The organism is Actinotalea soli (assembly GCF_017565425.1).
GTDB lineage: Bacteria > Actinomycetota > Actinomycetes > Actinomycetales > Cellulomonadaceae > Actinotalea > Actinotalea soli.
The window spans coordinates 55,525-77,595 of the sequence record NZ_JAGEMK010000003.1 but is presented as its reverse complement, the minus strand read 5'-3'; the positions used below and the strand labels follow the sequence as shown (position 1 = coordinate 77,595).

The window sequence follows — 22,071 nt, the reverse complement described above, 5'->3', positions numbered from 1 at the left end:
GGGGTCCGCTACCCGTCCAGCCTAGAGGACGACGCGGTCGGGCGAGGTCACCCGGACCCTGTTCCGCCCGGTGGTCTTCGCCTCGTAGAGGGCCGCGTCGGCGCGGGCGAGCAGGTGCTCGGGGGTGCAGTGCTCGGTCGAGACCGTCAGGCCGACGCTGATCGTGAGGCGATGCCCCGGCATGCTGTCCCAGGTCAGCGCCTCGACCGCCCCCCGGATCCGCTCGCAGGCGTCGGCCGCCGCGCGCACGTCGGGGGTCGCCAGGAGGATCGCGAACTCCTCGCCCCCGTAGCGGGCGGCCAGGTCGTGGCTGCGCACCGCCTGCCGGAGCACCCCGGCGGTCCGGGCCAGCACGTCGTCGCCGACCTGGTGGGACCACGTGTCGTTGACGAGCTTGAAGTGGTCGATGTCGATCAGGGCGACCGCGAAGGCCTGGGTGCGTTCCGCCACCCACGCCTCGAGGGTCTGGTCGAGGGCGCGCCGGTTCGCCAGGCCGGTCAGGGCGTCGTGGTTCGCCTCGTGGGCGAGCCGGGCGTTGTGCTCCTCGAGGGCGGCGGCGCGTCGACGCTCGGTCTCGGCCATGCGCTCGGCGCGCTCGACCTCCATGCGGGAGCTGAGCAGGACCGCGCGACGTTCGGCGACGGCCTCGTGCTGGGAGACGGTGTGGTCGTGGAGCTCGTGCAGGATGCGCAGGGCCCCCTCGAGGTCGCCGCGGCCCTCGTGGGCCTCGACGAGGGTGCGGAGCAGCTCGACCCGCTCGGCCGGACGGTCGAGCTCCTCGCCGAGGTCCAGGCCGTCGCAGGCCTCGAGCACCGCCTCGTCCCATCGGCCGGCCCGGACGAACCACTGGCTGCGGACCCGGTGCAGCATGAGCTGCTGGCGGGGGCTGGGGAACCGGTCGAGCATCTCGCCCGTCGCGGCGATCACGCTCTCGGCCCGGTCGAGGTCCCCGGCCACCAGGTGGGCCCCGGCTGCGGCGATCCGTGCGTCCACCCCGGTGCGGCTGAGGCCGGCGGCGTCGGCCTCCTCGATGGCCTGCTGGGCGATCCGCAGGGCGTTGCGTGCCGCGGCCTTCGCGCCGCGAGGGTTGGTCGCGGCGAGCCGCGCGCTCATCGCGACCGAGGTGCGGGCCAGGTTGGTCTGGGCGATCGACGCACGGTCGGCGTCACCGGAGCTGAGCCACAGGTGGCGTGCCTGGGTCAGCACCTGGGCTGCCTCAGGGGCGAAGCGGGTGGTCGCGGTGTACACCGTGCCGAGGCTGTTGAGGACCTCGGCGGTGCCCGCGGCGTCCCCGGACTCCCGACGGAGCTCGACCGCCCGGGTGAGCAGGTCGACGGCGTCCTCGAGGTCGCCGAGCTCGTGGTGGACGAGTCCGCGCACGGAGAGCGCGCGGGACTGCCAGACGAGGTCCTCGTGGGCCTCGGCGAGCTCGACCGTGCGCGCCGCGGCCTCGAGGGCCGGGGCGTCCTGGCTGAGCAGGTGGTGGGCGACGGCCAGGTAGTAGGAGACGCGCATCTCGGCGTCCTCGTCCCCCAGGGCCCGGGCCCGGGCGAGGGCCGCGGTGGCGGTGGCCGCGCAGCGGTGCGCGTCGGAGTCGCACAGGAAGGCGAGCTCCTCCTCGAGGTCTGCCCAGTCGGGGGCCAGGACGTCGGTCGTGACGACGTCCTCCTCGTTCACCGCGGACATCTCACCCTCCTCGCACAGGCGCGACGTCGGTCCGGCACGCTCTTCTCTCGTCTGCTCATCGGCGGCGGCCGCGGGGAGATGAGCAGCCTGAGCGGGTGATCATGCGCTCTCAGCGTGCCGCCAGGACGAGCGCCCGGGCGACCTGCTCGACGTCCTCCCGGAGCCGACCCACCGTGACCCGCACGTGCGGTCCTGGCTCCTCGGGCCGGTGACCTGCGAGGGGGGCGCCCGGGGCCTCGGCCAGCGGCCCGACGCGGAACGGGTGACCGGGGGCGACCCTGATCCCGGCGGCCTCGAGCCGGAGCAGGGCGGTCTGCTCGTCGGCGACCGGCAGCCAGAGGTTGATGCCGTCCCCGGCGCCGAGGGGGATGCCGTGCTCGGCGAGGGCGGCCCGGGTGCGGCGCTGGCGCGAGTGGTAGGCGTGCCGTGCCTCGGCGACCGCGTCGCGGCCCTCGCTGCCGGTCAGCAGCTCCAGGAGCATCTGCTGCAGCATGCGACTCGTCCACCCCGGGCCGAGCATCCGGCGCGCGACGACGCGGTCGACCAGGGCGGTGGGGCCGCCGAGCGCCGCGATGCGCAGGTCGGGGCCGTGGGACTTGGAGAAGGACCGCACGTGCAGCACGCGGTCGAGGTGGGTGCCGAGGGAGACGTCAGGGGCCGTGGCGATCTCCCCGGAGTGGTCGTCCTCGATCACCACGACGCGGTGCCCCTCGGGATGACGGTCGATCTCGCGCGCGAGCTCGCGGGCCCGGGCCGGGCTCGTCGAGATGCCGGTGGGGTTGTGCGCCCGAGGCTGGAGGACCACCGCCGCGGGGGACAGGTCCAGGGCCCGGCGCAGCGCCCCGGGGCGGATCCCCTCCTCGTCGAGGGGGACGGGGACCTGCTCGGCCCCGAGCTGGTCGAGGAGGTCGAGCAGCGGAGGGAAGGTCGGGTCCTCCACGACCACGCGGTCTCCGAAGCGCAGCACGAGGTCCAGGCAGCGCCCCATGGCGTCCAGGGCGCCGTCGACCACCGTGACGGACTGCACCGGGTACGGCCAGGAGCGGCGCAGGTGCTCCTCGAGGGGCGGGATCACCGGGGTGTCGAGATAGCTCGTCGTGAGCGCGCGGGAGCCGAGCCGGGACAGCACGGCGCCGAGGTCGGGCAGCAGGGCGGGGTCGGGGGTTCCGGTGGACAGGTCCAGGCCGGCTCCGCCATGACCTGCGCCCAGGTCCCGGTACCGCGGCGGGAGCCAGGAGGTCTGCTCGAGCACGTGGCTGCCGGCCCGTCCGCGCGAGGCCAGCACGCCCACCTCGGCCAGGGCCTGCCAGGCGCTGCTCACGGTCGCGGGACTCACGCCGAGGGCCCCGGCCAGGGAGCGCACGGTGGGCAGCCGGGTGCCCGCGGCGAGGGTGCCGTCGTGCACCAGCCGGGAGATGGCTGCGGCGATCTCGCGCGGGGTCGGGTCCTCGATCGCGGCGACGACGGTCGCAAGGGTCGTTCCCACGACGGCTCCTCCCTCCTGGGGTGGGCAGGGGATGCTCACCCCGGCCAGGTTCGCGCGGTCGGACGCAGCCCACGGTGCGGGCGGCTGGGGCGGTCGCGAAGGTTTACGCCCGGGAAACGGTCGGGGTCCTCCGCGAAACCACGGAGAAATGTTCAAGGGCCAGGATAACAAACCTGGCGAGGGGGCCCGGGAGCGCGGACCGCCCTCCTGGAGCCCCGGACGAACCGTGACCGACCGGAGGAACGATGAGCGTGGTGCGCGTAGCCCTGACCCAGACCCCGTGGACCGGGGACAAGGAGTCGATGATCCTCCGGCACGAGGAGTACGCCCGGACGGCCGCGGCCGAGGGCGCCCAGGTCATCGCCTTCCAGGAGCTGTTCTACGGGCCGTACTTCGGCATCACGCAGGACCCGGCGTACTACGCCTACGCCGAGTCGGTCCCCGGCCCGACGGTCGAGCGCTTCGCGGCCCTGGCCAAGGAGCTCGGCCTGGTCATGGTCCTGCCGGTCTACGAGGAGGACCAGCCCGGGGTGCTCTACAACACCGCGGCCGTGGTCGACGCCGACGGCACCTACCTCGGCAAGTACCGCAAGCACCACATCCCGCACCTGCCCAAGTTCTGGGAGAAGTTCTACTTCCGTCCCGGCAACCTCGGGTACCCCGTCTTCGACACCGCGGTCGGCCGCATCGGCGTGAACATCTGCTACGACCGCCACTTCCCCGAGGGCTGGCGCATGTTCGGCCTCGCCGGCGCGCAGATCGTCTTCAACCCGAACGCCACGGCCCCCGGCATCTCGAACAAGCTCTGGGAGATCGAGCAGCCCGCCGCGGCGATCGCCAACGGGTACTTCGTCGCGGCGAACAACCGCGTCGGGGCCGAGACCAACGAGTACGGCGACGAGGCTGTGGCCTTCTACGGCTCCTCGTACGTCGTCGGCCCCGACGGCAGCTACGTGGGCGAGGTCGCGAGCTCGACCGAGGCCGGGGTGATCATCCGGGACCTGGACCTGGGCCAGATCCGTGAGGTGCGCGAGCGCTGGCAGTTCTTCCGCGACCGCCGCCCCGACGCCTACGGCGAGATCGTCGCGCCCTGATCGTCGAGCGGCCCGGGTCGACCAGCCCTGGCCCCTGAGCGTCTGACCCCGGAGGACACCCCATGACCACCCTCATCACGGGCGGCACGGTCGTGAGCGCGACCGGTCGCACCCAGGCCGACGTCCTGGTCGACGGCGAGACCATCGCCGCCGTCCTGAGCCCAGGCTCGACCCTGCTGGGCCACGACCTCGCCGTCGGCGTCGACCGCGTCATCGACGCGACCGGCAAGTACGTCGTCCCGGGCGGCATCGACGCCCACACCCACATGGAGCTGCCCTTCGGTGGCACCGCGGCCTCGGACACCTTCGAGACCGGCACCCGGGCCGCGGCCTGGGGCGGGACGACGACGATCGTGGACTTCGCGGTCCAGCGCGCCGGGGAGCGGGTCCAGGACGGGCTCGCCGCGTGGCACGCCAAGGCGGCCGGGCAGTGCGCGGTCGACTACTCCTTCCACCAGATCATCGGCGGGGTCGACGCCGACTCCCTCGCGGCCATGGACTCCCTGGTCGACGAGGGGATCACCAGCTTCAAGCTGTTCATGGCCTACCCGGGGGTCTTCTACAGCGACGACGCCCAGATCCTGCGGGCGATGCAGAAGTCCGCCGACCTCGGCCTGCTCACGATGATGCACGCCGAGAACGGTCCCGCGATCGACGTGCTCGTCGAGCAGCTCCTGGCCCAGGGCAAGACCGACCCGTACTACCACGGGGTCGCCCGCGCGTGGCAGATGGAGGCCGAGGCCACGCATCGCGCGATCATGCTCGGCCACCTCACCGGCGCACCGCTCTACGTGGTGCACGTGAGCGCCAAGCAGGCCGTCGAGCAGCTCGCGATCGCCCGGGACCGCGGCCAGAACGTCTTCGGCGAGACCTGCCCGCAGTACCTCTACCTGTCCCTCGAGGAGCACCTGGGGGCGCCGGGCTTCGAGGGGGCCAAGTACGTGTGCTCGACCCCCTTGCGCTCGCGGGCCGAGGGGCATCAGGACCACATGTGGCAAGGCCTGCGCACCAACGACCTGCAGATGGTCTCGACCGACCACTGCCCGTTCTGCATGAAGGGCCAGAAGGAGCTCGGCGTCGGCGACTTCTCCAAGATCCCCAACGGCATCGGCTCGGTCGAGCACCGCATGGACCTCATGTACCAGGGGGTCGTGACGGGGGAGATCACCCTCGAGCGGTGGGTCGAGATCACCTCGACCACCCCGGCCCGGATGTTCGGCATGTACGGCCGCAAGGGGGTCATCGCCCCCGGGGCCGACGCCGACGTCGTCGTCTACGACCCGCAGGGCCACACGAGCATCGGCCTCGGCAAGACCCACCACATGAGCATGGACCACTCGGCCTGGGAGGGCTTCGAGATCGACGGCCACGTCGACGTCGTCCTCTCGCGCGGCTCGGTCCTCGTCGACGAGGCCGGGTACCACGGGCGGCCCGGCCACGGGCAGTTCGTCAAGCGCGGCCTGTCCCAGTACCTGATCTGAGGAGCACCACCATGGACTTCGGCGTCGTCCTGCAGACGAACCCCCCCGCCTCGCGCACGGTCGAGCTCGCCCGCCAGGCCGAGACCCAGGGGTTCAGCCACGTCTGGACCTTCGACTCGCACCTGCTCTGGCAGGAGCCCTTCGTCATCTACTCGGCGATCCTCGCGGCGACCCGCAAGGTCGTGGTGGGACCGATGGTCACCAACCCCGCGACCCGGGACTGGACGGTCCTGGCCTCGCTGTTCGCGACGCTGAACGAGATGTACGGCAACCGCACGGTCTGCGGCATCGGCCGGGGGGACTCCGCGGTGCGCACCCTGAACGGGCGGCCCTCGAACCTGGCCACCCTGCGCGAGTCCATCCACGTGATCCGCGAGCTGGCCAACGACCGTGCGGTCGAGGTCAACGACCGCACGCTGCGCTTCCCGTGGAGCGCGGGCTCCGAGCTCGAGGTGTGGGTGGCCGCGTACGGGCCGCTGGCCCTCAAGCTCACCGGGGAGGTCGGCGACGGCTTCATCCTCCAGCTGGCCGACCCGGACATCGCCGCCTGGATGATCAAGGCCGTGCGGGACTCGGCCGAGAGGGCCGGCCGGGACCCGGACTCGGTCAGGTTCTGCGTGGCCGCCCCCATGTACGTGGGCAACGGGGACTCCCCGGCCGAGCGGGCGCACATGCGCGAGCAGTGCCGATGGTTCGGCGGGATGGTCGGCAACCACGTCGCGGACATCGTCACCAAGTACGGGTCGGGCTCGAGCGTCCCGAAGGCCCTGACCGACTACATCGAGGGCCGGCAGAGCTACGACTACAACGAGCACGGCCGGGCCGGCAACAGCCACGCCACGTTCGTCCCCGACGAGATCGTCGAGCGGTTCTGCCTGCTCGGGAGCCCGCGCGAGCACGTCGAGAAGCTCGAGGCCCTGCGGGAGCTCGGCGTGACCCAGTTCGCGGGCTACCTCCAGCACGACAACAAGGAGGAGACCCTGCGGATGTACGGCGAGCGCATCATCCCCGCGATGCGCGAGCACGTGGTGGCGACCGCATGACCCGTCGCCTGGCCGGCGCCGCGCTGGGCCTGGCCACCCTCGTGCTGCTCGCCGTGGTGTGGGAGCTCTACAAGTGGCTCGGTCCGGCGGACGGGTGGTCGATCGGCGAGGCCCGCGTGCTGCCGCGGACCAGCGACCTGGCCATGCCGCACACCTGGGAGATCCTCAGCCGGCTGGCTGACCCGCTCACCGCCGCCCCCGGTGCCCCGAGCCTGGCCCGGGCGGTCCTCGCGGCCGGCGCGTTCAGCTTCGGCATCGCCCTGCTGAGCTGGCTCCTCGGCGTCACCGTCGGGATCCTGCTGGCCCTGGGCATGCAGCGGCTGCGTGTGGTCGAGTCGGCCGTGCTGCCGCTGGTGATCCTCAGCCAGACCATCCCCCTCATCGCCCTGGCGCCGCTGGTGCGCGGCTGGGGGAGCAGGCTCTACCTCGGCCCGGTCGAGTGGGAGCCCTGGATGTCGGTCGCGGTGATCGCCTCCTACCTGGCCTTCTTCCCCGTGGCGGTCGGTGCCCTGCGTGGGCTGCAGTCCCCGGACACGATCCACGTCGAGCTCATGCGCTCCTACGGCGCGGGCTGGTGGGCGACCCTGCTCCGGCTGCGCCTGCCCGCGAGCGTGCCCCACCTGCTGCCCGCCCTGCGGCTCGCAGCGGCGAACGCCGTGGTCGGCACCGTCGTCGCGGAGGTCGCGACCGGGATCCCCGGCGGCCTGGGCCGGATGATCCTCGAGTTCGCCAACTTCGCGAGCAGCGACCCGGCCAAGCCCTGGGCCCCGCTGCTGGGCGCCGTCCTGCTCGGCCTGGTCGTCGCTGGTCTCGTGGCGCTGATCGGCCTGCCCCTGTCGAGGTTCCGCCGTGTGGAGGTGAGCGCATGACCACCCAGACCGCTCCGCAGCGCGAGGAGCACCCCCGTGGTGCCGTCGCGGTCGAGGTGACCGGGGCGACCCGGGTGTTCCAGGGCTCGGCCGGGACGGTGACCGCCCTCGACGGGGTCGACCTGACCGTCGGTGCGGGGGAGTTCGTCTCCCTCATCGGACCCTCGGGCTGCGGCAAGAGCACCCTGCTGCGTCTGATCGCGGACCTGGACCGGCCCAGCGCCGGGACCATCGAGGTCTTCGGCCGCACCGCCGAGCAGGCGCGGCTCGCCCACGACTACGGCATCGCCTTCCAGCAGGCGGGCCTGCTGCCGTGGCGTACCGTCCGGGCGAACATCGAGCTGCCCCTCGCGATGCACGGCACCGGCCGGGCCGCGCGCCGGGAACGCGCCGACTACCTCGTCGAGCTGGTCGGGCTCGCGGAGTTCGCCGACCACTACCCCGACCAGCTCTCGGGGGGCATGCAGCAGCGGGTCGCGATCGCTCGGGCCGTGGCCGAGGAGCCCAGCCTGCTCCTCATGGACGAGCCCTTCGGTGCCCTCGACGAGATGACCCGCGAGCGGCTGCAGGGTGAGCTGGTGCGGATCTGCGCCGAGACCCGGGCCGCCGTCGTCTTCGTGACGCACTCGATCCCCGAGGCGGTGTTCCTGTCCGACCGTGTCGTCGTGATGTCGGCCCGCCCGGGGCGGATCCGCGAGGTCGTCGACATCGACCTGACCCGGGCGGCCCGCAGCGACGAGGGGCTGCGGGAGGACGCGGCCTACTTCGCTGCCGTGACCCGGGTGCGCGAGGCCCTGCACCACGGCTCGCCCGCCCCGGCCCAGGGGGTCGAGCTGCGATGACGGCTGCGCGCACCGCCGCAGCCCGGGGCCTGCCCCCCGTGCTGCTCCTCGTGGCCCTCCTGGCCGCGTGGCAGACGGTGGTCGTCGTCGGGCAGGTCCCGGCCTTCCTGCTGCCCAGCCCGAGCGCGATCGGCTCCGAGCTCGTGGCGCTGTGGCCGACCATCAGCTCGGCCATCCTCGTGACCGGCGGCAACTCGCTGCTCGGGCTGCTCCTCGGAGCGCTGACCGGCGTCGCGGTCGCCGTGGTCGCGGGCCTGCTCCCGTCGGCGGACCGGATGCTCCAGCCCTTCGTCGCGGGCCTCGCCGTCGTGCCGATCGTGGCCCTGGCCCCCGTGCTCTACACGATGTACGGCGCCGCCTCGGAGGTCGCTCGCGTCATCGTCGCGGCCATCGCTGCCTTCGTCCCGGTCTTCGTCACCACCACGCGCGGCCTGCGCCAGGTGCGGCCGGTCCACCGCGACCTCATGCGGGCCTACGGGGCGACCCCGCGCCAGGCCACGGTCACGGTCACGGTGCCGACGGCCGTGCCCTTCGTGTTCACCGGGCTGCGTCTGGCCTCCTCCCTCGCGGTGATCTCGGCGATCGTCGCGGAGTACTTCGGCGGGCCACGCACGGGCATCGGATCCTTCATCACCACCGCCGCCGCAGGCAGCAACTACGCGCGGGCCTGGGCCTTCGTGGTCGGCGGGATCCTCGTCGGGCTCGCGTTCTACGGCGTCACCCTCGCGGCCGAGCACCTCGTGCGACGCCGTGCGGGACCACGGGCGCGGTGACGTCGCCACCCCCAGAGGTCCACCTGTCGAGGACGCCAGGTCGGTCGGTCATCAGCAGGCACGCAGGCACAGCAGAGGCAAGGGAAGGGTTGACATGACGAACCACAGGCGGACCCCCACCCGGGTGGGACTTGTCGGTCTCGCGGCGGCGCTCGTGCTCGCCGGGTGCACGGTCGCGGACGAGGACGGTGGCGGCGCGGACTCGCCCAGCACCGAGGGGGAGAGCACCGAGGCGCTCACCCCCGTGAGCCTGCAGCTGCAGTGGCTGACCCAGGCGCAGTTCGCGGGCTACTACGCCGCTCTCGAGGCCGGCTACTACGAGGAGGAGGGCCTCGACGTCGAGATCCTGCCCAGCGGAGGTGACATCGTCCCCCAGGACGCGCTCGCGGGCGGCGAGGTCGACTACGCGATCGCCTGGGTGCCCAAGGTGCTCGGCACGATCGAGCAGGGCGCGGACGTCGTCAACGTCGCCCAGATCTTCGAGCGGTCGGCCACCCTCCAGGTCGCCTTCGCCGACGCCGGCATCGAGAGCGTCGAGGACCTCGACGGCAAGGTCATCGGCAGCTGGGGCTACGGCAACGAGTGGGAGCTCTTCGCCGGGCTCAACCAGGCAGGGGTCGAGGACGTCGAGATCGTCCAGCAGGCCTTCGACATGAACGCCTTCCTGGCCGGCGACATCGATGCGGCCCAGGCCATGACCTACAACGAGTACGCCCAGCTCCTCGAGGCCGAGAACCCCGAGACGGGTGAGCTGTACCAGCCCGAGGACTTCGTCGTGATCGACTGGAACGAGGTCGGCACGGCGATGCTCCAGGACGCGATCTGGGCCGACGCCGAGCGGCTCGAGTCCGACCCCGGGTACGCCGAGACCACCGTCAAGTTCCTCAAGGCCTCGATCCGCGGGTGGATCGACGCCCGGGACGACGCCGCGGCCGCGGCCGAGACGGTCACGGCTGCGGGGTCGACCCTCGGTGCCAGCCACCAGCTGTGGATGACGAACGAGGTCAACAAGCTGATCTGGCCGAGCTCGACCGGCGGGATCGGCACGATCGACCCGGCCGCGTGGGAGGCGACCGTCGCGATGGCCCTCGAGACCTCGAACGAGACCGGGGCCACGATCATCTCCGAGGAGCCCGCCGAGGACGCGTACACCAACGAGTACGTCGAGCAGGCCCTGGCCGAGCTCGCCGAGGAGGGCCTGGACGTGGTGGGCGAGGACTTCGAGCCGATCGAGGTCGCGCTGAACCCGGGCGGCGCCTGACCAGCAGCGACGTCGACGCCTCCTCGGCGTCGCGCTGCCGAGCCCCTCGGGGTGGGGCCCACGGTCGGTCACGGCCAGCCGGTGGGTCCCACCCTGCCCTGCACTGCTCTGGAATGGTTGGGACATGAACGACATCGACGACGCCGGCGAGACGGCCCGGCGGCTCGACCGCACGCACGTCTTCCACTCGTGGTCGGCCCAGGGGGACCTGGCCCCGATGGTGGTGGACCACGGGCGCGGGACGGAGGTGTGGGACGCCGGGGGACGCCGGTACCTGGACTTCTCGAGCCAGCTGGTCAACCTCAACGTCGGGCACCAGCACCCGCGGGTCGTCGCAGCCATCCAGGCCCAGGCCGGCGAGCTCGCGACGATCGCCCCGGCCCACGCGGTGCGGGTGCGTGGCGAGGCGGCGCGCCGGATCTCCGAGCGGGCCCCTGAGGGCTTCCACAAGGTGTTCTTCACCAACGGCGGGGCCGACGCCAACGAGAACGCGATCCGGATGGCGCGGTTGCACACCGGGCGGGACAAGGTGCTCTCGGCCTACCGCTCTTACCACGGCAACACGGGCGCCGCGGTGGTCGCGACCGGGGACTGGCGCCGGGTGCCCAACGAGTACGCCCGGGGCCACGTGCACTTCTTCGGGCCGTACCTCTACCGCAGCGACTTCTGGGCCACGACCCCCGAGCAGGAGACCGAGCGCGCCCTGCACCACCTCCAGCGGGTCATCGAGGCCGAGGGCCCGGGCTCGATCGCCGCAGTCCTGCTCGAGACGGTGGTCGGCACCGGCGGGGTGCTCGTCCCGCCACCCGGGTACCTGGCCGGGGTGCGCGCGCTGACCGAGCGCTACGGGATCACCCTCGTCCTGGACGAGGTGATGGCCGGGTTCGGTCGCACGGGGTCGTGGTTCGCCCTCGAGCACCACGACGTGCGCCCCGATCTCATCACCTTCGCCAAGGGGGTCAACTCGGGCTACGTCCCGGTGGGCGGCGTGCTCCTCTCCGACGAGATCGCCGCCACCTTCGAGGACCGCGTGTTCCCCGGGGGGCTGACCTACTCGGGTCACCCGCTCGCGATGGCCTCGATCGTCGCGACCCTGGACGCCATGGCCGAGGAGGGGATCGTCGAGAACGCGGCCCGCATCGGCGCCCAGGTGCTCGGTCCGGGGCTCGCGGCCCTCGCCGAGAAGCATCTCGTCGTCGGTGAGGTCCGGGGGGTGGGGGTCTTCTGGGCCCTCGAGCTCGTCGCGGACCGCACCACGCGCGAACCGCTCGCCGCGCCCGCGGTCGGCGCCCTCACGACGGACCTCACCCGGCGGGGGCTGCTGCCCTTCGTCGCCGAGAACCGCGTCCACGTGGTGCCCCCCTGCGTCGTGACCGACGCCGAGGTGCACGAGGCCCTCGAGGTGTACGACGCTGCCCTGACCCAGATCGAGAAGGAGCTCCACCCATGAACCCACGTGCCGTCGTCACCGGCGCCTCCTCGGGCATCGGCGCCGCCACCGTCAGGAGGTTGCGCGCCGAGGGGTGGGCCGTCGTGGCCGTCGCCCGACGCGCCGAGCGCCTCGCCGAGCTCGCCTCGGAGACAGGGGCGGAGCCCTTCGCGGCTGACATCACGGTCGCGGAGGACGTCGCCCGCCTCGCGGCGCACCTCGAGCAGACGGGGGGCGTGACCTCGCTGGTGAACAACGCGGGGGGCGCGATCGGTCTCGAGCCGGTGGCCGAGGCGGACCCCGAGACGTGGCGGCGGATGTACGAGGTCAACGTCCTGGGGACCTTGCGCGTGACCCAGGCCCTGCTGCCCCAGCTCGTCGCCAGCGGGCGGGGCGACGTGCTCGTGGTGACCTCGACCGCGGGGATCGCCCCGTACGAGGGCGGGGCGGGCTACACCGGTGCCAAGCACGCCGAGCGCATGCTCACCACCACGCTGCGCCTGGAGCTGATCGGGCAGCCGGTGCGGGTCATCGACATCGCCCCGGGCAACGTCGCGACCGAGGAGTTCTCCCTCGTGCGGTTCGGCGGGGACGCCGAGCGCGCGGCGAAGGTGTACGAGGGGTACGAGCCGCTCCTGGCCGAGGACGTCGCCGACGTCATCGCCTTCGCGCTGACGCGCCCGCACCACGTCAACATCGACACCCTGGTGGTCCGGCCGCGGGCACAGGTCTCGAACACCCAGATCGCCCGGCGGGCCTGAGCGGCGCGAGGTTCGGGGCGGCCGTGGGTCCTCGAGGTCGAGGCCCGACGGCCGCCCCGGTCTCCGGCGAGGGGACCGCCCCCGCCGACCACGAACCAGGACCAACGTCCCGGATCGTGGGACGAGGGTTCCCACGTCATGGATGGCCTGTCACAGTCGTGACATGACTCCCGCCCGGCTGCTTCTCGTGCCCAGCGACATCGTCGCGGCGCGAATGTGCATGCCCGCGGGAGCCTCGGCGTCGTCCTGTCTCTGACACGACGCCCGGCGAGACGGCTCGCCCCACCGGATCCGGTCGACTGACGCACTCGCGCGTCCGTCGCTGAGGCGTCGACGACAGCGTCGGCAGCTCCCGGTCAGCCGCGGCTCCCGCCCCACCCTGCCTCCCTCGACGGACGCACCCCTGCGCGCACGCGCCGACCCCGTCGCCGGGCTCTGACGCCCGGTCGCGGTCGGCTCTCGACGTGCCTCTCGGCCGACCACGGCGAGCGCTCCGACGTACCCGAGCGCCCCGCCGGTCCCGGCCGCACCCGGACCACATGGCCCTACCCAGCTGTACCCGAAAGATCCCGGCACCTCCCTCGCGGCGACAGCCGCACCGTTCGAAAGGGCAGATCGAATGGCCTCCGTCCTCATCCTCACCGGCAGTCCCTCCACGGTCTCGCGGACCGCGGCCCTCGCGGGTCACGTGGCCGACGACCTCGTCGCCGAGGGCCACGAGGTGCAGGTCCTGCACCTGCGGGACCTTCCTGCCGAGGCGGTCCTCACGGCCGACACGGCTCACCCGTCGATCGCTGCGGCGGTCCGCGCCGTCATCGCGGCGGACGCCCTGGTCGTCGCGACCCCGATCTACAAGGCCTCCTACTCGGGGCTGCTCAAGGTCTTCCTCGACCTGCTCCCGCAGTCGGCGCTCCAGGGCAAGGCGGTGCTGCCGCTGGCGACCGGGGGCACCGTCGCGCACCTGCTCGCGATCGACTACTCGCTGCGGCCCGTGCTCGTGTCCCTCGGGGCCCGGCACATCACCACCGGTCGCTTCGTCCTCGACGCGCACATCGACCACCGCTCGGGCGGGCCCGTCATCGTCGACGACGCGACCATCGCCTGCCTGGACCGCACGAGCGCCGCGTTCCGCGCCGAGCTGCGGTCGCCGGACGCTCAGCTCAGCGCCCTCGCCGCCGCGACCGCCTGACCGCCCCCGACCACGCCCCACCCTGCCGAGACCGTCACCACCAGGAGACAGCCATGACCAAGCAGATCCACGTCAACGCCTTCGAGATGGCCACCCCGGGGCACATCAACCACGGTCTGTGGCGGGTACCGGGCAACCGTCGCACCCAGTACAAGGACCTCGGCTACTGGACCGACCTCGCCCAGCTGCTCGAGCGCGGGCTCTTCGACGCGGTCTTCCTGGCCGACGTCGTCGGCACCTACACGACCTACCGCGGCGACCGTCGAGCCGCCCTCAAGGCCGGCATGCAGGTCCCGAACATCGACCCGGCCTTCGTCGTCCCGGCCATGGCCGCTGTCACCAGGCACCTGGGCTTCGCGGTCACCTCGAGCACGAGCTACGAGCCACCCTTCAGCCACGCCCGACGGCTCTCGACCCTGGACCACCTGACCGGGGGCCGCCTGGCCTGGAACGTGGTCACCGGCTACCTGCCCGACGCCGCGCGGAACTACGGCCTGCCCGAGCAGGTCAAGCACGACGAGCGCTACGCCATCGCCGAGGAGTACCTCGAGGTCGTGTACCGGCTGCTCGAGTCCTCCTGGGAGGACGACGCCGTGGTGCTCGACGGGGCCGAGCACACCTACACCGACCCGGACAAGGTCCACGAGATCGGCTTCGAGGGCGAGCACTTCCAGGTGGCCGGCCCGCACCTGTCCGAGCCCTCGCCCCAGCGCACGCCCGTGCTCTACCAGGCGGGGACCTCGAGCCGGGGCAAGGCCTTCGCGGCTCGGCACGCCGAGGCCGTGTTCCTCCTGCCCCGGGACGACGCCCAGGCCCGCGAGGAGATCGCGGACCTGCGTCGGCTCGCGGTCGAGGCAGGGCGATCCCCCGAGCACGTCAAGGCCTTCATCGGCGTCGAGGTGGTCGTCGGCCGCACCCAGGCCGAGGTCGACCAGAAGATCGCCCTGCTCGTCGAGCACCGCGACGTCGAGGGGCACCTGGTGCTCTTCAGCGGCTGGGCCGGCATCGACCTCTCGGGGGACGACACCGACTCCTACCTCGAGTACCGCGGCGGGGACGCGATGCAGACCTTCGAGCGGATGTGGTCCGAGGGTGAGGACCGCAAGAAGGTCGGCGAGCTCGTGCAGCACCTCTCGCGGCCCGAGAACAACACGTTCTTCGTGGCGGGGACCCCTGAGCAGGTCGCCGACCGGATCGAGGAGATCATCGACGGCACCGACGCCGACGGGATCAACCTCATCCAGCACCTCTCGCCTGCGACCTTCGCGGACTTCGTCGACCTCGTCGTCCCCGAGCTCCAGCGCCGTGGTCGCTACCGCACGGCCTACACCCCCGAGGAGACCCTCCGTGAGCGGCTCTTCGGCACGGGGAACGCCCGCGCGCTGCCGGACCACCCGGCCGCGACCCACCGGCCCGCCGTCGAACCCGTCGGCTGAGGGAACGCGCCCTCAGGGGCACCGACCTGGCCCCGAGGGGCCACGAGAGCAGGGGGCAACCATGAGCAGGACCCGCACCACCACCGCACGACGACAGTGCCGTCACGGTGCCCGATCACCCAGGAGCAGCCTCGCCGAACCTCGACCCGAGGCCGGTCCACCGGCTGGGACGGGCTGCGCACCGCCTGCGCCGAGCGGGCTCCCGGGCTGGTCGCGCCGGGTCCAGGAGGTCGCGGCGCTGATCGAGGCCACCGCTCCCGGACCCGGCGGTGCCCGTGATCTGGGGGACGCCGTCGGCCTGCTCCGGCGCGCGGGCCTGGTCACCCTGCTCGGCCCGGTGGCGCAGGGGGCCGCCGGGCTGGGCTGGGGGACCGCCCTGCGCGCGGTGCGCCGGATCGCCGAGGCCGACGGGTCCGTCGGGCGCGCGCTGGGCGAGCACTACGTGTGGTCCGGTCTGCCCGCCTTCCAGGGGACCGCCGGACAGGCCGAGGAGATCCTCGCGAACTCGACCCGTGCGGGGTGGTTCTTCGGGGCCGCGATCGACCTGCGCGAGGGCGGCCTGGTGGCTTTCGACACCGGCCTGGACCTGGAGTTCTCGGGGTGGTCGGCCAGCTCGACGGGGGCCGCAGCCGGCGACGTCATCTGGCTCGGTGCCACGGTCGCTGGCCACGCCGACCCGGTCCTCGCACTGGTGCCCGCCCGCCATCACGGCCTCACCTTCGACGAGACCGCCGTCCAGGCCCGTCCCGGGGGCGCGGGGGAGGGCGGCGTGACGGTGGACCGCGTGGTCCTGCCGTGGTCGGCGGCCCTCGGCCGGGTCGAGAAGGAGCAGCGGCCGCGGCCGTACCGCCCCCTGACGCCCCTCGCCCTCGAGCTGGTGGAGGTCAACCTGCACCTCGGTGCCGCGCGGGCCGTGCTGCGCGGGACCTCCGCGGCCGGGGGGCCCAGGACCGACGACGGTCTGCTCGCCCTGCTCGACCACGTCACGACCCTCGCCGACCGGGCCGGCGACCTCCTCGAGGATCTCGTCCTGATCCCTGGTGCCGTGACTCCCGGGGACCGGGAGGACCTCGTCGCCCGGGTCGCCGAGGCCGCGCGAGGTGCGGCGGGCCTCGGGCCCGAGGTGACCGCCTCGACGAGGGCCGGCCCCGCAGGGTCCTGCCCGCACGCGACGAGCTTCGGCCCCACCCAGGGCTGAGCAGCGGCGTCGGGTGGACCTGGCAGTCCACCCGACGCCTGTCCCGCCGGTAGCCGCCGGCGGTCACGCAGCACCCGCCCCGAGGGGCCGGTGCCTTCCACGCAAGGAGCAGTATCCGATGTACCCGACCCTGAGCACCACCCTCCGTCCGGACCCGGCCCTCACCGGGCACGAACGCCGGGTCCGACCTGATCCGTCCCGGCGCGCGCGTCGGGCAACCGGTCTCGGCCTCCTGCTGCCGGTGGCCCTCGCAGCCTGCGGCACCACCGCGACCGGCGCCGACCCCGGTGAGGCGACGACCCGGGTCGACGGCGGCACCATCGTGTACGCCCACGACCAGGAGCCGCCCTGCCTCTACGGCGGCTGGGTCCAGCAGGCCTACCTGTCCCGGCAGGTCCTGGACTCGTTGGTCTCCCAGGCCGAGGACGGCGAGATCGTGCCCTGGCTCGCGACCGCGTGGACGGTCTCGGAGGACCAGCTGACCTGGACCTTCACCCTCGCCGAGGGGGTCACCTTCACCGACGGCACGGCCCTGGACGCCGCAGCGGTGAGCCGCAACCTCGAGTACTGGCTCGAGGAGGGCGGGAACAGCACCGTCGCGGCGTACCTGGCGCGGTACTACGCCGACAGCCGGGCGATCGACCCGGTCACCCTGGAGATCACGCTCACCGAGCCCTACGCCCCGCTGCTCCCGGCCCTCTCCCAGGCGTACTTCGGCATCCAGTCCCCGGCTTCCCTCGAGCGCCCGGACGAGGAGATCTGCGAGGCGCCCATCGGCAGCGGGCCCTTCGTGGTCGAGGGCTGGGACCGCGGGGACGCCGTCCACTTCACCCGCAACCCCGACTACGACTGGGCCCCCGAGAACGCCCTGCACCAGGGACCCGCCTACGTCGACGGGATCGAGTGGCGCTTCGTGCACGACCCGGTCGCGCGGTTCGGTGCGCTGGGGACGGGAGAGGCCCACGTCGTGTACGACGTCCCGACGCCCCAGTGGGAGGTGGCCGAGGCCCGGTTCGACGTCCAGCAGTACATCACCCCGGGCCGTCCGGTGGCCCTGGGGCTCAACACGGTGGAGGGCCCCTTCGCCGACCGTCTGGTGCGGCAGGCCTTCGCCTTCGGCACCGACCGGGAGGCTGCGGTGACCAGCGCCTTTCACGGGGTGATCCCCTACGAGGGCAACGGGTCGATCAGCCAGAGCACACCCGGCTACAACGCCGAGGCCGCCGACGACTACCCCTACGACCTCGACCGGGCGGTCGCCCTCCTCGAGGAGGCCGGCTGGACCGAGGTCGACGCCGAGGGGGTCCGGACCCGCGAGGGCGAGCGCCTCGAGGTGAGCATCGTCTACGGGGCCGGCTCGATCATCACCGCCGAGGGCACGACGGTGCTGCAGAACATCCAGGACCAGGCCAAGGCCGCCGGCTTCGCAGTCACCCTGGTCCCAGCCACCCGTGAAGAGCTCTTCTCCGGGAAGTACTCGGGCCCTGAGACCTACGACGCCAAGCCCGGCTACTGGACCAGCCCCACCGCTGGGGTCCTGCACATCACCTTCCGCCAGCACCTCGAGGACAGCCCCAACTTCAGCAACTCGAGCTTCTACAACGACCCCGAGCTCGAGGAGATCATCGTCGAGGCGAACTCGACCCTCGACCCCACCGAGCAGGACCGGCTCTACGGCCAGGCCCAGCAGATCATCAGCGACCAGGCCGCGAGCATCGGCCTCTACACCCAGACGACCTCGATCGCCGTCGGCCCCGAGCTCCGGGACGTGTGGCTCGAGGACTCGCAGGGTGAGCCCGTGTTCCACGACGCCCACTTCGTCGAGTGAGCGCCCCGACGACGCTGCCGACGGAGCGCCCCGACCAGGCCTCCCCAGGCGGCGGCACGGGCGAGGCGCCGCGGGGCCCGGAGCCCTCCGGTACCCCACGCCGCACCTCGCCGCGTGCGGTCCTGACACGGCTGGTGAGCCGGGTGCTCGGTGCTGCGCTCGTGCTGCTCGGTGCGGCCACGGTGGTGTTCGCCGTCCAGACCCTCCTGCCCGGGGACCGCGCGACCCTGCTGCTCAACCTCCAGACCGGCGAGGCGATCGAGCGCACCCCCGAGGAGCTCGCGCCGATCAACGCCCGCTTCGGCTTCGACGACCCTGTGCTGGTGCAGTACGGGAGCTACGTGGGGGGCCTGCTGCGCGGCGACCTGGGGACCTCGTTCCAGCAGCACGAGCCGGTCACCCAGGTGATCGGGGGCCAGATCCTGCCCACCGTCCAGCTGGCCCTCGGCGCGCTGGTCCTGGCCTGGGTCCTGTCCCTGATCACCGTTCTGGCGACCGCCGGACGGCGACGCTGGATCGCGGGGCTCGGCTCAGGGCTCGAGGCCGTCGCCGCGAGCCTGCCGCACTACTGGCTGGGGGTGATCCTGCTCGTCGTCCTCGCGGTCCAGGCCGGATGGTTCCCGGTCATGGGCGGGACGGACCTGGCCGCCACGGTCCTGCCGGTGCTGACCCTCGCCATCCCGCTGGCCGGGTTCCTGGGGCAGGCCACCCGGGACGAGCTCGACCGCGTGCTCGAGCAGCCCTTCGTCCTCTCGGCCCGCACCCGCGGCATGGGGGACGCCGCCGTCCGGGTCCGCCACGCCCTGCGTCACGCGGTGGTCCCGGCGGTCACCCTCTCGGGCTGGGCCCTCGGCTCGCTGCTGTCCGGGGCGGTCATCGCCGAGTCGGTCTTCTCCCGCCCCGGCCTCGGCCAGGTGCTCGTGACCGCCGTCGACTCCCGGGATCTGCCCGTGGTGGGCGGCGTGGTGATCTTCGTGGCCCTCGTCTACGTGGTCGCGAACCTGCTCGTCGACCTCGCCTACACCGTCATCGACCCGAGGAGGCGACCGTGACCACCCCCGGGAGCACGACCACCCCCAGCACCGCGGGCCCCGCGGGCCCCGCGACCCTGACCGACAGGGCCCGCGCCGGGTTCGCGTCCGCGCGACCTCCCCGGCTCGCGACCCTGCTGTCCCTCGCCGTGCTCGGCTTCGTCGCGGTCGCCGCCCTGGCCCCCGGGCTCCTCGCCCCCGGGGACCCCACGGCCATCCGGCTCGACCAGGCGCTGCAGTCCCCCTCGGCGACCCACCTGCTGGGCACCGACCAGTCCGGCCGGGACCTGTACACCCGGGTGGTCCACGGCGCCCGCGAGTCCCTGACGATCGGTCTCGGTGCCACCGCCCTGGCCATGGCGCTCGCGGTGACCCTCGGCGTCGCCTCGGGCCTCGGCGGCAGGGTGACGGACCGGGTCATCGGCGGGGCCCTCGAGGTGGCCTTCGCCTTCCCGGTGATGCTGCTGGCCCTGCTCCTGGTCGCCGTGCGCGGGCCGTCGAGCGCGACCCTCGTGATCGCGGTCGGGATCGGCTCCGCGCCCGGGTACGCCCGGATGGTGCGCGGGCAGGTCCTCGCGGTCCGGCGCGAGCCGTACGTCGAGGCTGCTGCGGCACTGGGGCACCCGCGCCACCGCGTCGTGCTGCAGCACGTCCTGCCCAACGCCGTCCGCCCGCTGCTCGCGATCGCGACCCTCGGTGTGGGGCAGTCGATCGTGTGGGCCTCGGGCCTGGCCTTCCTGGGCATGGGGGTCGCGCCCCCGTCCCCCGAGTGGGGCGCCCTGCTCGAGGCCGGGCGCATGTACGTCACGACGGCGTGGTGGCTCGAGGTGGTGCCCGGCCTCGCGATCGTCGCGGTCGCGGTCGCCCTGACGACCCTCGGCCGCACCCTCCAGCAACGACTCGAAGGAGCACCCTCATGACCCTCGCCCTGACCGACGCAGCCCCTGGGACGAGGACCCTGCCTGAGCGGCGCGGGACCCCGATGCTGCGGGTCGAGAACCTGCGGGTCGGCTTCGGGCGGGGAGCCGAGCGGACCGAGGTGGTCCGCGGGGTGTCCTTCGAGCTCTCGCCCGGGCGCTGCCTCGCCGTGGTCGGAGAGTCCGGCTCGGGCAAGAGCGTCACGGCCCGCACCCTGGTCGGCCTCACCGGACGCGGGTCCCACGTGCGGGCCGACCGGCTCGAGCTCGACGGGGCGGACCTGCTCGGGCTGGGCGAGCGCGCCTGGCGTCGGGTGCGTGGTCGCCGGATCGGCATGGTCCTGCAGGACGCGCTGGTCTCCCTGGACCCCTTCCGCACCGTGGGGGCCGAGATCGCCGAGCCGTTGCGGCTGCACCGGTGGGGATCGCGGTCCGAGCGTGCGGCTCGCGTGCTCGAGGTGCTCGAGGAGGTCGGCGTCCCCGAGCCCGGGCTCCGCGCGCGGCAGCGGTCGGACGAGCTCTCGGGAGGGCTGCGCCAGCGGGCCCTCATCGCCTCGGCCCTCGCCCTGGACCCCCGGCTGGTGATCGCCGACGAGCCGACCACCGCCCTCGACGTGACCGTCCAGGCCCAGGTGCTCGACCTGCTCGCCGCCTCCAAGCGCCGTGGCACGGCCGTCCTCCTCATCAGCCACGACCTGTCGGTCGTCGCGCGCCTGGCCGACGAGGTCTGCGTGATGCGGGACGGCGAGGTCCTCGAGCACGGCCTGACCGAGGAGGTGCTGCGGCGCCCGGCCCACCCCTACACCCGGTCGCTGCTCGACGCCGTCCCCTCGGCGGCCACCCGGGGAGCGCGGCTGGCGCCCTCGACGCCGGGCGCCCGGCTGCGCGCGACCCCCGCCCCTGCTCCCGGCCCCACCGTCGAGGAGCGACCCGTGCTGACGGCCACGGACCTCGTCAAGAGGTTCCGCGGTCCGGACGGCGTCGAGCGCACCGTGGTGGACGGCGTCTCCTTCGAGCTCGCCGCGGGGGAGACCCTCGGCATCGTCGGGGAGTCAGGGTCGGGCAAGACGACCACGGCCCGGCTGGCCCTGGCCCTGCTCGAGCCCGACGGCGGGGAGGTGCTGCTCGACGGGGCGCCGTGGAGCGCGGCGAGCCCTGCCGAGCGACGGCCGCGCCGCCGTCGGGTCGGGGTCGTCTACCAGGACCCGCTGAGCTCCTTCGACCCACGCTGGGACGTGGCCAGGGTCCTGGCCGACGCCGCGGCGACCGACCTCGAGCCGCCGCGGGGCCCCGCCGCCGTCCGGGCGCGGTCCGTCGAGCTCCTCGAGCAGGTGGGCCTGGGAGCCGAGCACCTCGCACGGCACCCCTTGCGCCTGTCCGGGGGGCAGCGGCAGCGCGTGGCGATCGCCCGTGCCCTCGCTCCCCGGCCCGACGTCGTCGTGTGCGACGAGCCTGTCTCCGCCCTCGACGTCTCGGTGCAGGCCCAGGTGCTGGACCTGCTGACCGACCTGCAGCGCAGCCTCGGGGTCGCCTACCTGTTCATCTCCCACGACCTGGGGGTGATCCACCACCTCAGCGACCGCGTCCTGGTGATGAAGGACGGGCACGTGGTCGAGGAGGGGGCGACCGAGGAGGTCCTCACCGCCCCGCGGCACGAGTACACCCGTCGCCTGCTGTCCGCCCTGCCCGCGCTGCCCGGCGCGCCAGGACCTCGCCGCGAGGCCCACGACCCCCGCTGACCCACCGA

Annotated in this window: 18 protein-coding genes; 16 read left to right on the top strand and 2 right to left on the bottom strand. The window is 73.3% G+C overall.

Annotated features, from left to right (window positions below):
- Positions 1 to 21: 21 nt before the first annotated feature.
- Complete coding sequence (locus J4G33_RS07250; protein WP_208055286.1) at positions 22 to 1,686, bottom strand: GGDEF domain-containing protein; 1,665 nt, start codon at positions 1,684 to 1,686, stop codon at positions 22 to 24.
- Positions 1,687 to 1,795: 109 nt separating this feature from the next.
- Entirely contained in the window at positions 1,796 to 3,172 is a 1,377-nt protein-coding gene (locus tag J4G33_RS07245) for an aminotransferase class I/II-fold pyridoxal phosphate-dependent enzyme (protein WP_208055285.1), read from the bottom strand.
- 245 nt (positions 3,173 to 3,417) lie between these two features.
- On the opposite strand from J4G33_RS07245, the gene J4G33_RS07240 reads away from it, so the two are divergent.
- The 16 genes from J4G33_RS07240 (at position 3,418) to J4G33_RS07165 (ending at position 22,063) form a co-directional block, all read left to right on the top strand.
- Positions 3,418 to 4,266, top strand: coding sequence for a nitrilase-related carbon-nitrogen hydrolase (locus J4G33_RS07240; RefSeq protein WP_208055284.1), 849 nt, complete (start codon positions 3,418 to 3,420; stop codon positions 4,264 to 4,266).
- Between the two features lie 62 nt (positions 4,267 to 4,328).
- Positions 4,329 to 5,747, top strand: coding sequence for a dihydropyrimidinase (hydA, locus tag J4G33_RS07235; protein WP_208055283.1), 1,419 nt, complete (start codon positions 4,329 to 4,331; stop codon positions 5,745 to 5,747).
- 11 nt (positions 5,748 to 5,758) lie between these two features.
- Positions 5,759 to 6,790: a TIGR03842 family LLM class F420-dependent oxidoreductase gene (locus J4G33_RS07230; protein WP_208055282.1), complete on the top strand. Its 1,032-nt coding sequence runs from the start codon at positions 5,759 to 5,761 to the stop codon at positions 6,788 to 6,790.
- A complete protein-coding gene (locus tag J4G33_RS07225) occupies positions 6,787 to 7,659 on the top strand; it encodes an ABC transporter permease (protein ID WP_208055281.1) in 873 nt (290 codons plus the stop codon). The genes J4G33_RS07230 and J4G33_RS07225 overlap by 4 nt, the downstream gene beginning before the upstream one ends.
- Entirely contained in the window at positions 7,656 to 8,501 is an 846-nt protein-coding gene (locus J4G33_RS07220; RefSeq protein WP_208055280.1) for an ABC transporter ATP-binding protein, read from the top strand. Before J4G33_RS07225 ends, J4G33_RS07220 begins: the two co-directional genes overlap by 4 nt.
- Positions 8,498 to 9,274, top strand: coding sequence for an ABC transporter permease (locus J4G33_RS07215; RefSeq protein ID WP_208055279.1), 777 nt, complete (start codon positions 8,498 to 8,500; stop codon positions 9,272 to 9,274). The genes J4G33_RS07220 and J4G33_RS07215 overlap by 4 nt, the downstream gene beginning before the upstream one ends.
- A 94-nt stretch (positions 9,275 to 9,368) precedes the next feature.
- On the top strand, positions 9,369 to 10,535 hold the full coding sequence (locus J4G33_RS07210; protein WP_208055278.1) for an ABC transporter substrate-binding protein: 1,167 nt from the start codon (positions 9,369 to 9,371) through the stop codon (positions 10,533 to 10,535).
- A gap of 124 nt (positions 10,536 to 10,659) precedes the next feature.
- The gene (locus J4G33_RS07205; RefSeq protein WP_208055277.1) at positions 10,660 to 11,985 is read left to right on the top strand and encodes an aspartate aminotransferase family protein; all 1,326 of its coding nucleotides are present in this window, start codon (positions 10,660 to 10,662) and stop codon (positions 11,983 to 11,985) included.
- Positions 11,982 to 12,725, top strand: a complete 744-nt coding sequence (locus tag J4G33_RS07200; protein ID WP_208055276.1) for an SDR family oxidoreductase — start codon at positions 11,982 to 11,984, stop codon at positions 12,723 to 12,725. Before J4G33_RS07205 ends, J4G33_RS07200 begins: the two co-directional genes overlap by 4 nt.
- A gap of 619 nt (positions 12,726 to 13,344) precedes the next feature.
- Positions 13,345 to 13,914, top strand: coding sequence for an NADPH-dependent FMN reductase (gene ssuE, locus J4G33_RS07195; protein ID WP_208055275.1), 570 nt, complete (start codon positions 13,345 to 13,347; stop codon positions 13,912 to 13,914).
- Positions 13,915 to 13,967: 53 nt separating this feature from the next.
- Positions 13,968 to 15,350, top strand: coding sequence for an LLM class flavin-dependent oxidoreductase (locus J4G33_RS07190; protein ID WP_208055274.1), 1,383 nt, complete (start codon positions 13,968 to 13,970; stop codon positions 15,348 to 15,350).
- Positions 15,351 to 15,411: 61 nt separating this feature from the next.
- Positions 15,412 to 16,548: an acyl-CoA dehydrogenase family protein gene (locus J4G33_RS07185; RefSeq protein WP_208055273.1), complete on the top strand. Its 1,137-nt coding sequence runs from the start codon at positions 15,412 to 15,414 to the stop codon at positions 16,546 to 16,548.
- A gap of 118 nt (positions 16,549 to 16,666) precedes the next feature.
- On the top strand, positions 16,667 to 18,376 hold the full coding sequence (locus J4G33_RS07180; RefSeq protein ID WP_208055272.1) for an ABC transporter substrate-binding protein: 1,710 nt from the start codon (positions 16,667 to 16,669) through the stop codon (positions 18,374 to 18,376).
- Positions 18,373 to 19,428 carry an ABC transporter permease gene (locus J4G33_RS07175; protein WP_307793796.1) on the top strand — a complete coding sequence of 352 codons (1,056 nt, stop codon included), beginning with the start codon at positions 18,373 to 18,375 and terminating at the stop codon, positions 19,426 to 19,428. The genes J4G33_RS07180 and J4G33_RS07175 overlap by 4 nt, the downstream gene beginning before the upstream one ends.
- Complete coding sequence (locus J4G33_RS07170; RefSeq protein ID WP_307793795.1) at positions 19,425 to 20,327, top strand: ABC transporter permease; 903 nt, start codon at positions 19,425 to 19,427, stop codon at positions 20,325 to 20,327. Before J4G33_RS07175 ends, J4G33_RS07170 begins: the two co-directional genes overlap by 4 nt.
- A complete protein-coding gene (locus tag J4G33_RS07165; RefSeq protein WP_208055271.1) occupies positions 20,324 to 22,063 on the top strand; it encodes a dipeptide ABC transporter ATP-binding protein in 1,740 nt (579 codons plus the stop codon). The genes J4G33_RS07170 and J4G33_RS07165 overlap by 4 nt, the downstream gene beginning before the upstream one ends.
- The last annotated feature ends 8 nt before the right edge of the window (positions 22,064 to 22,071 follow it).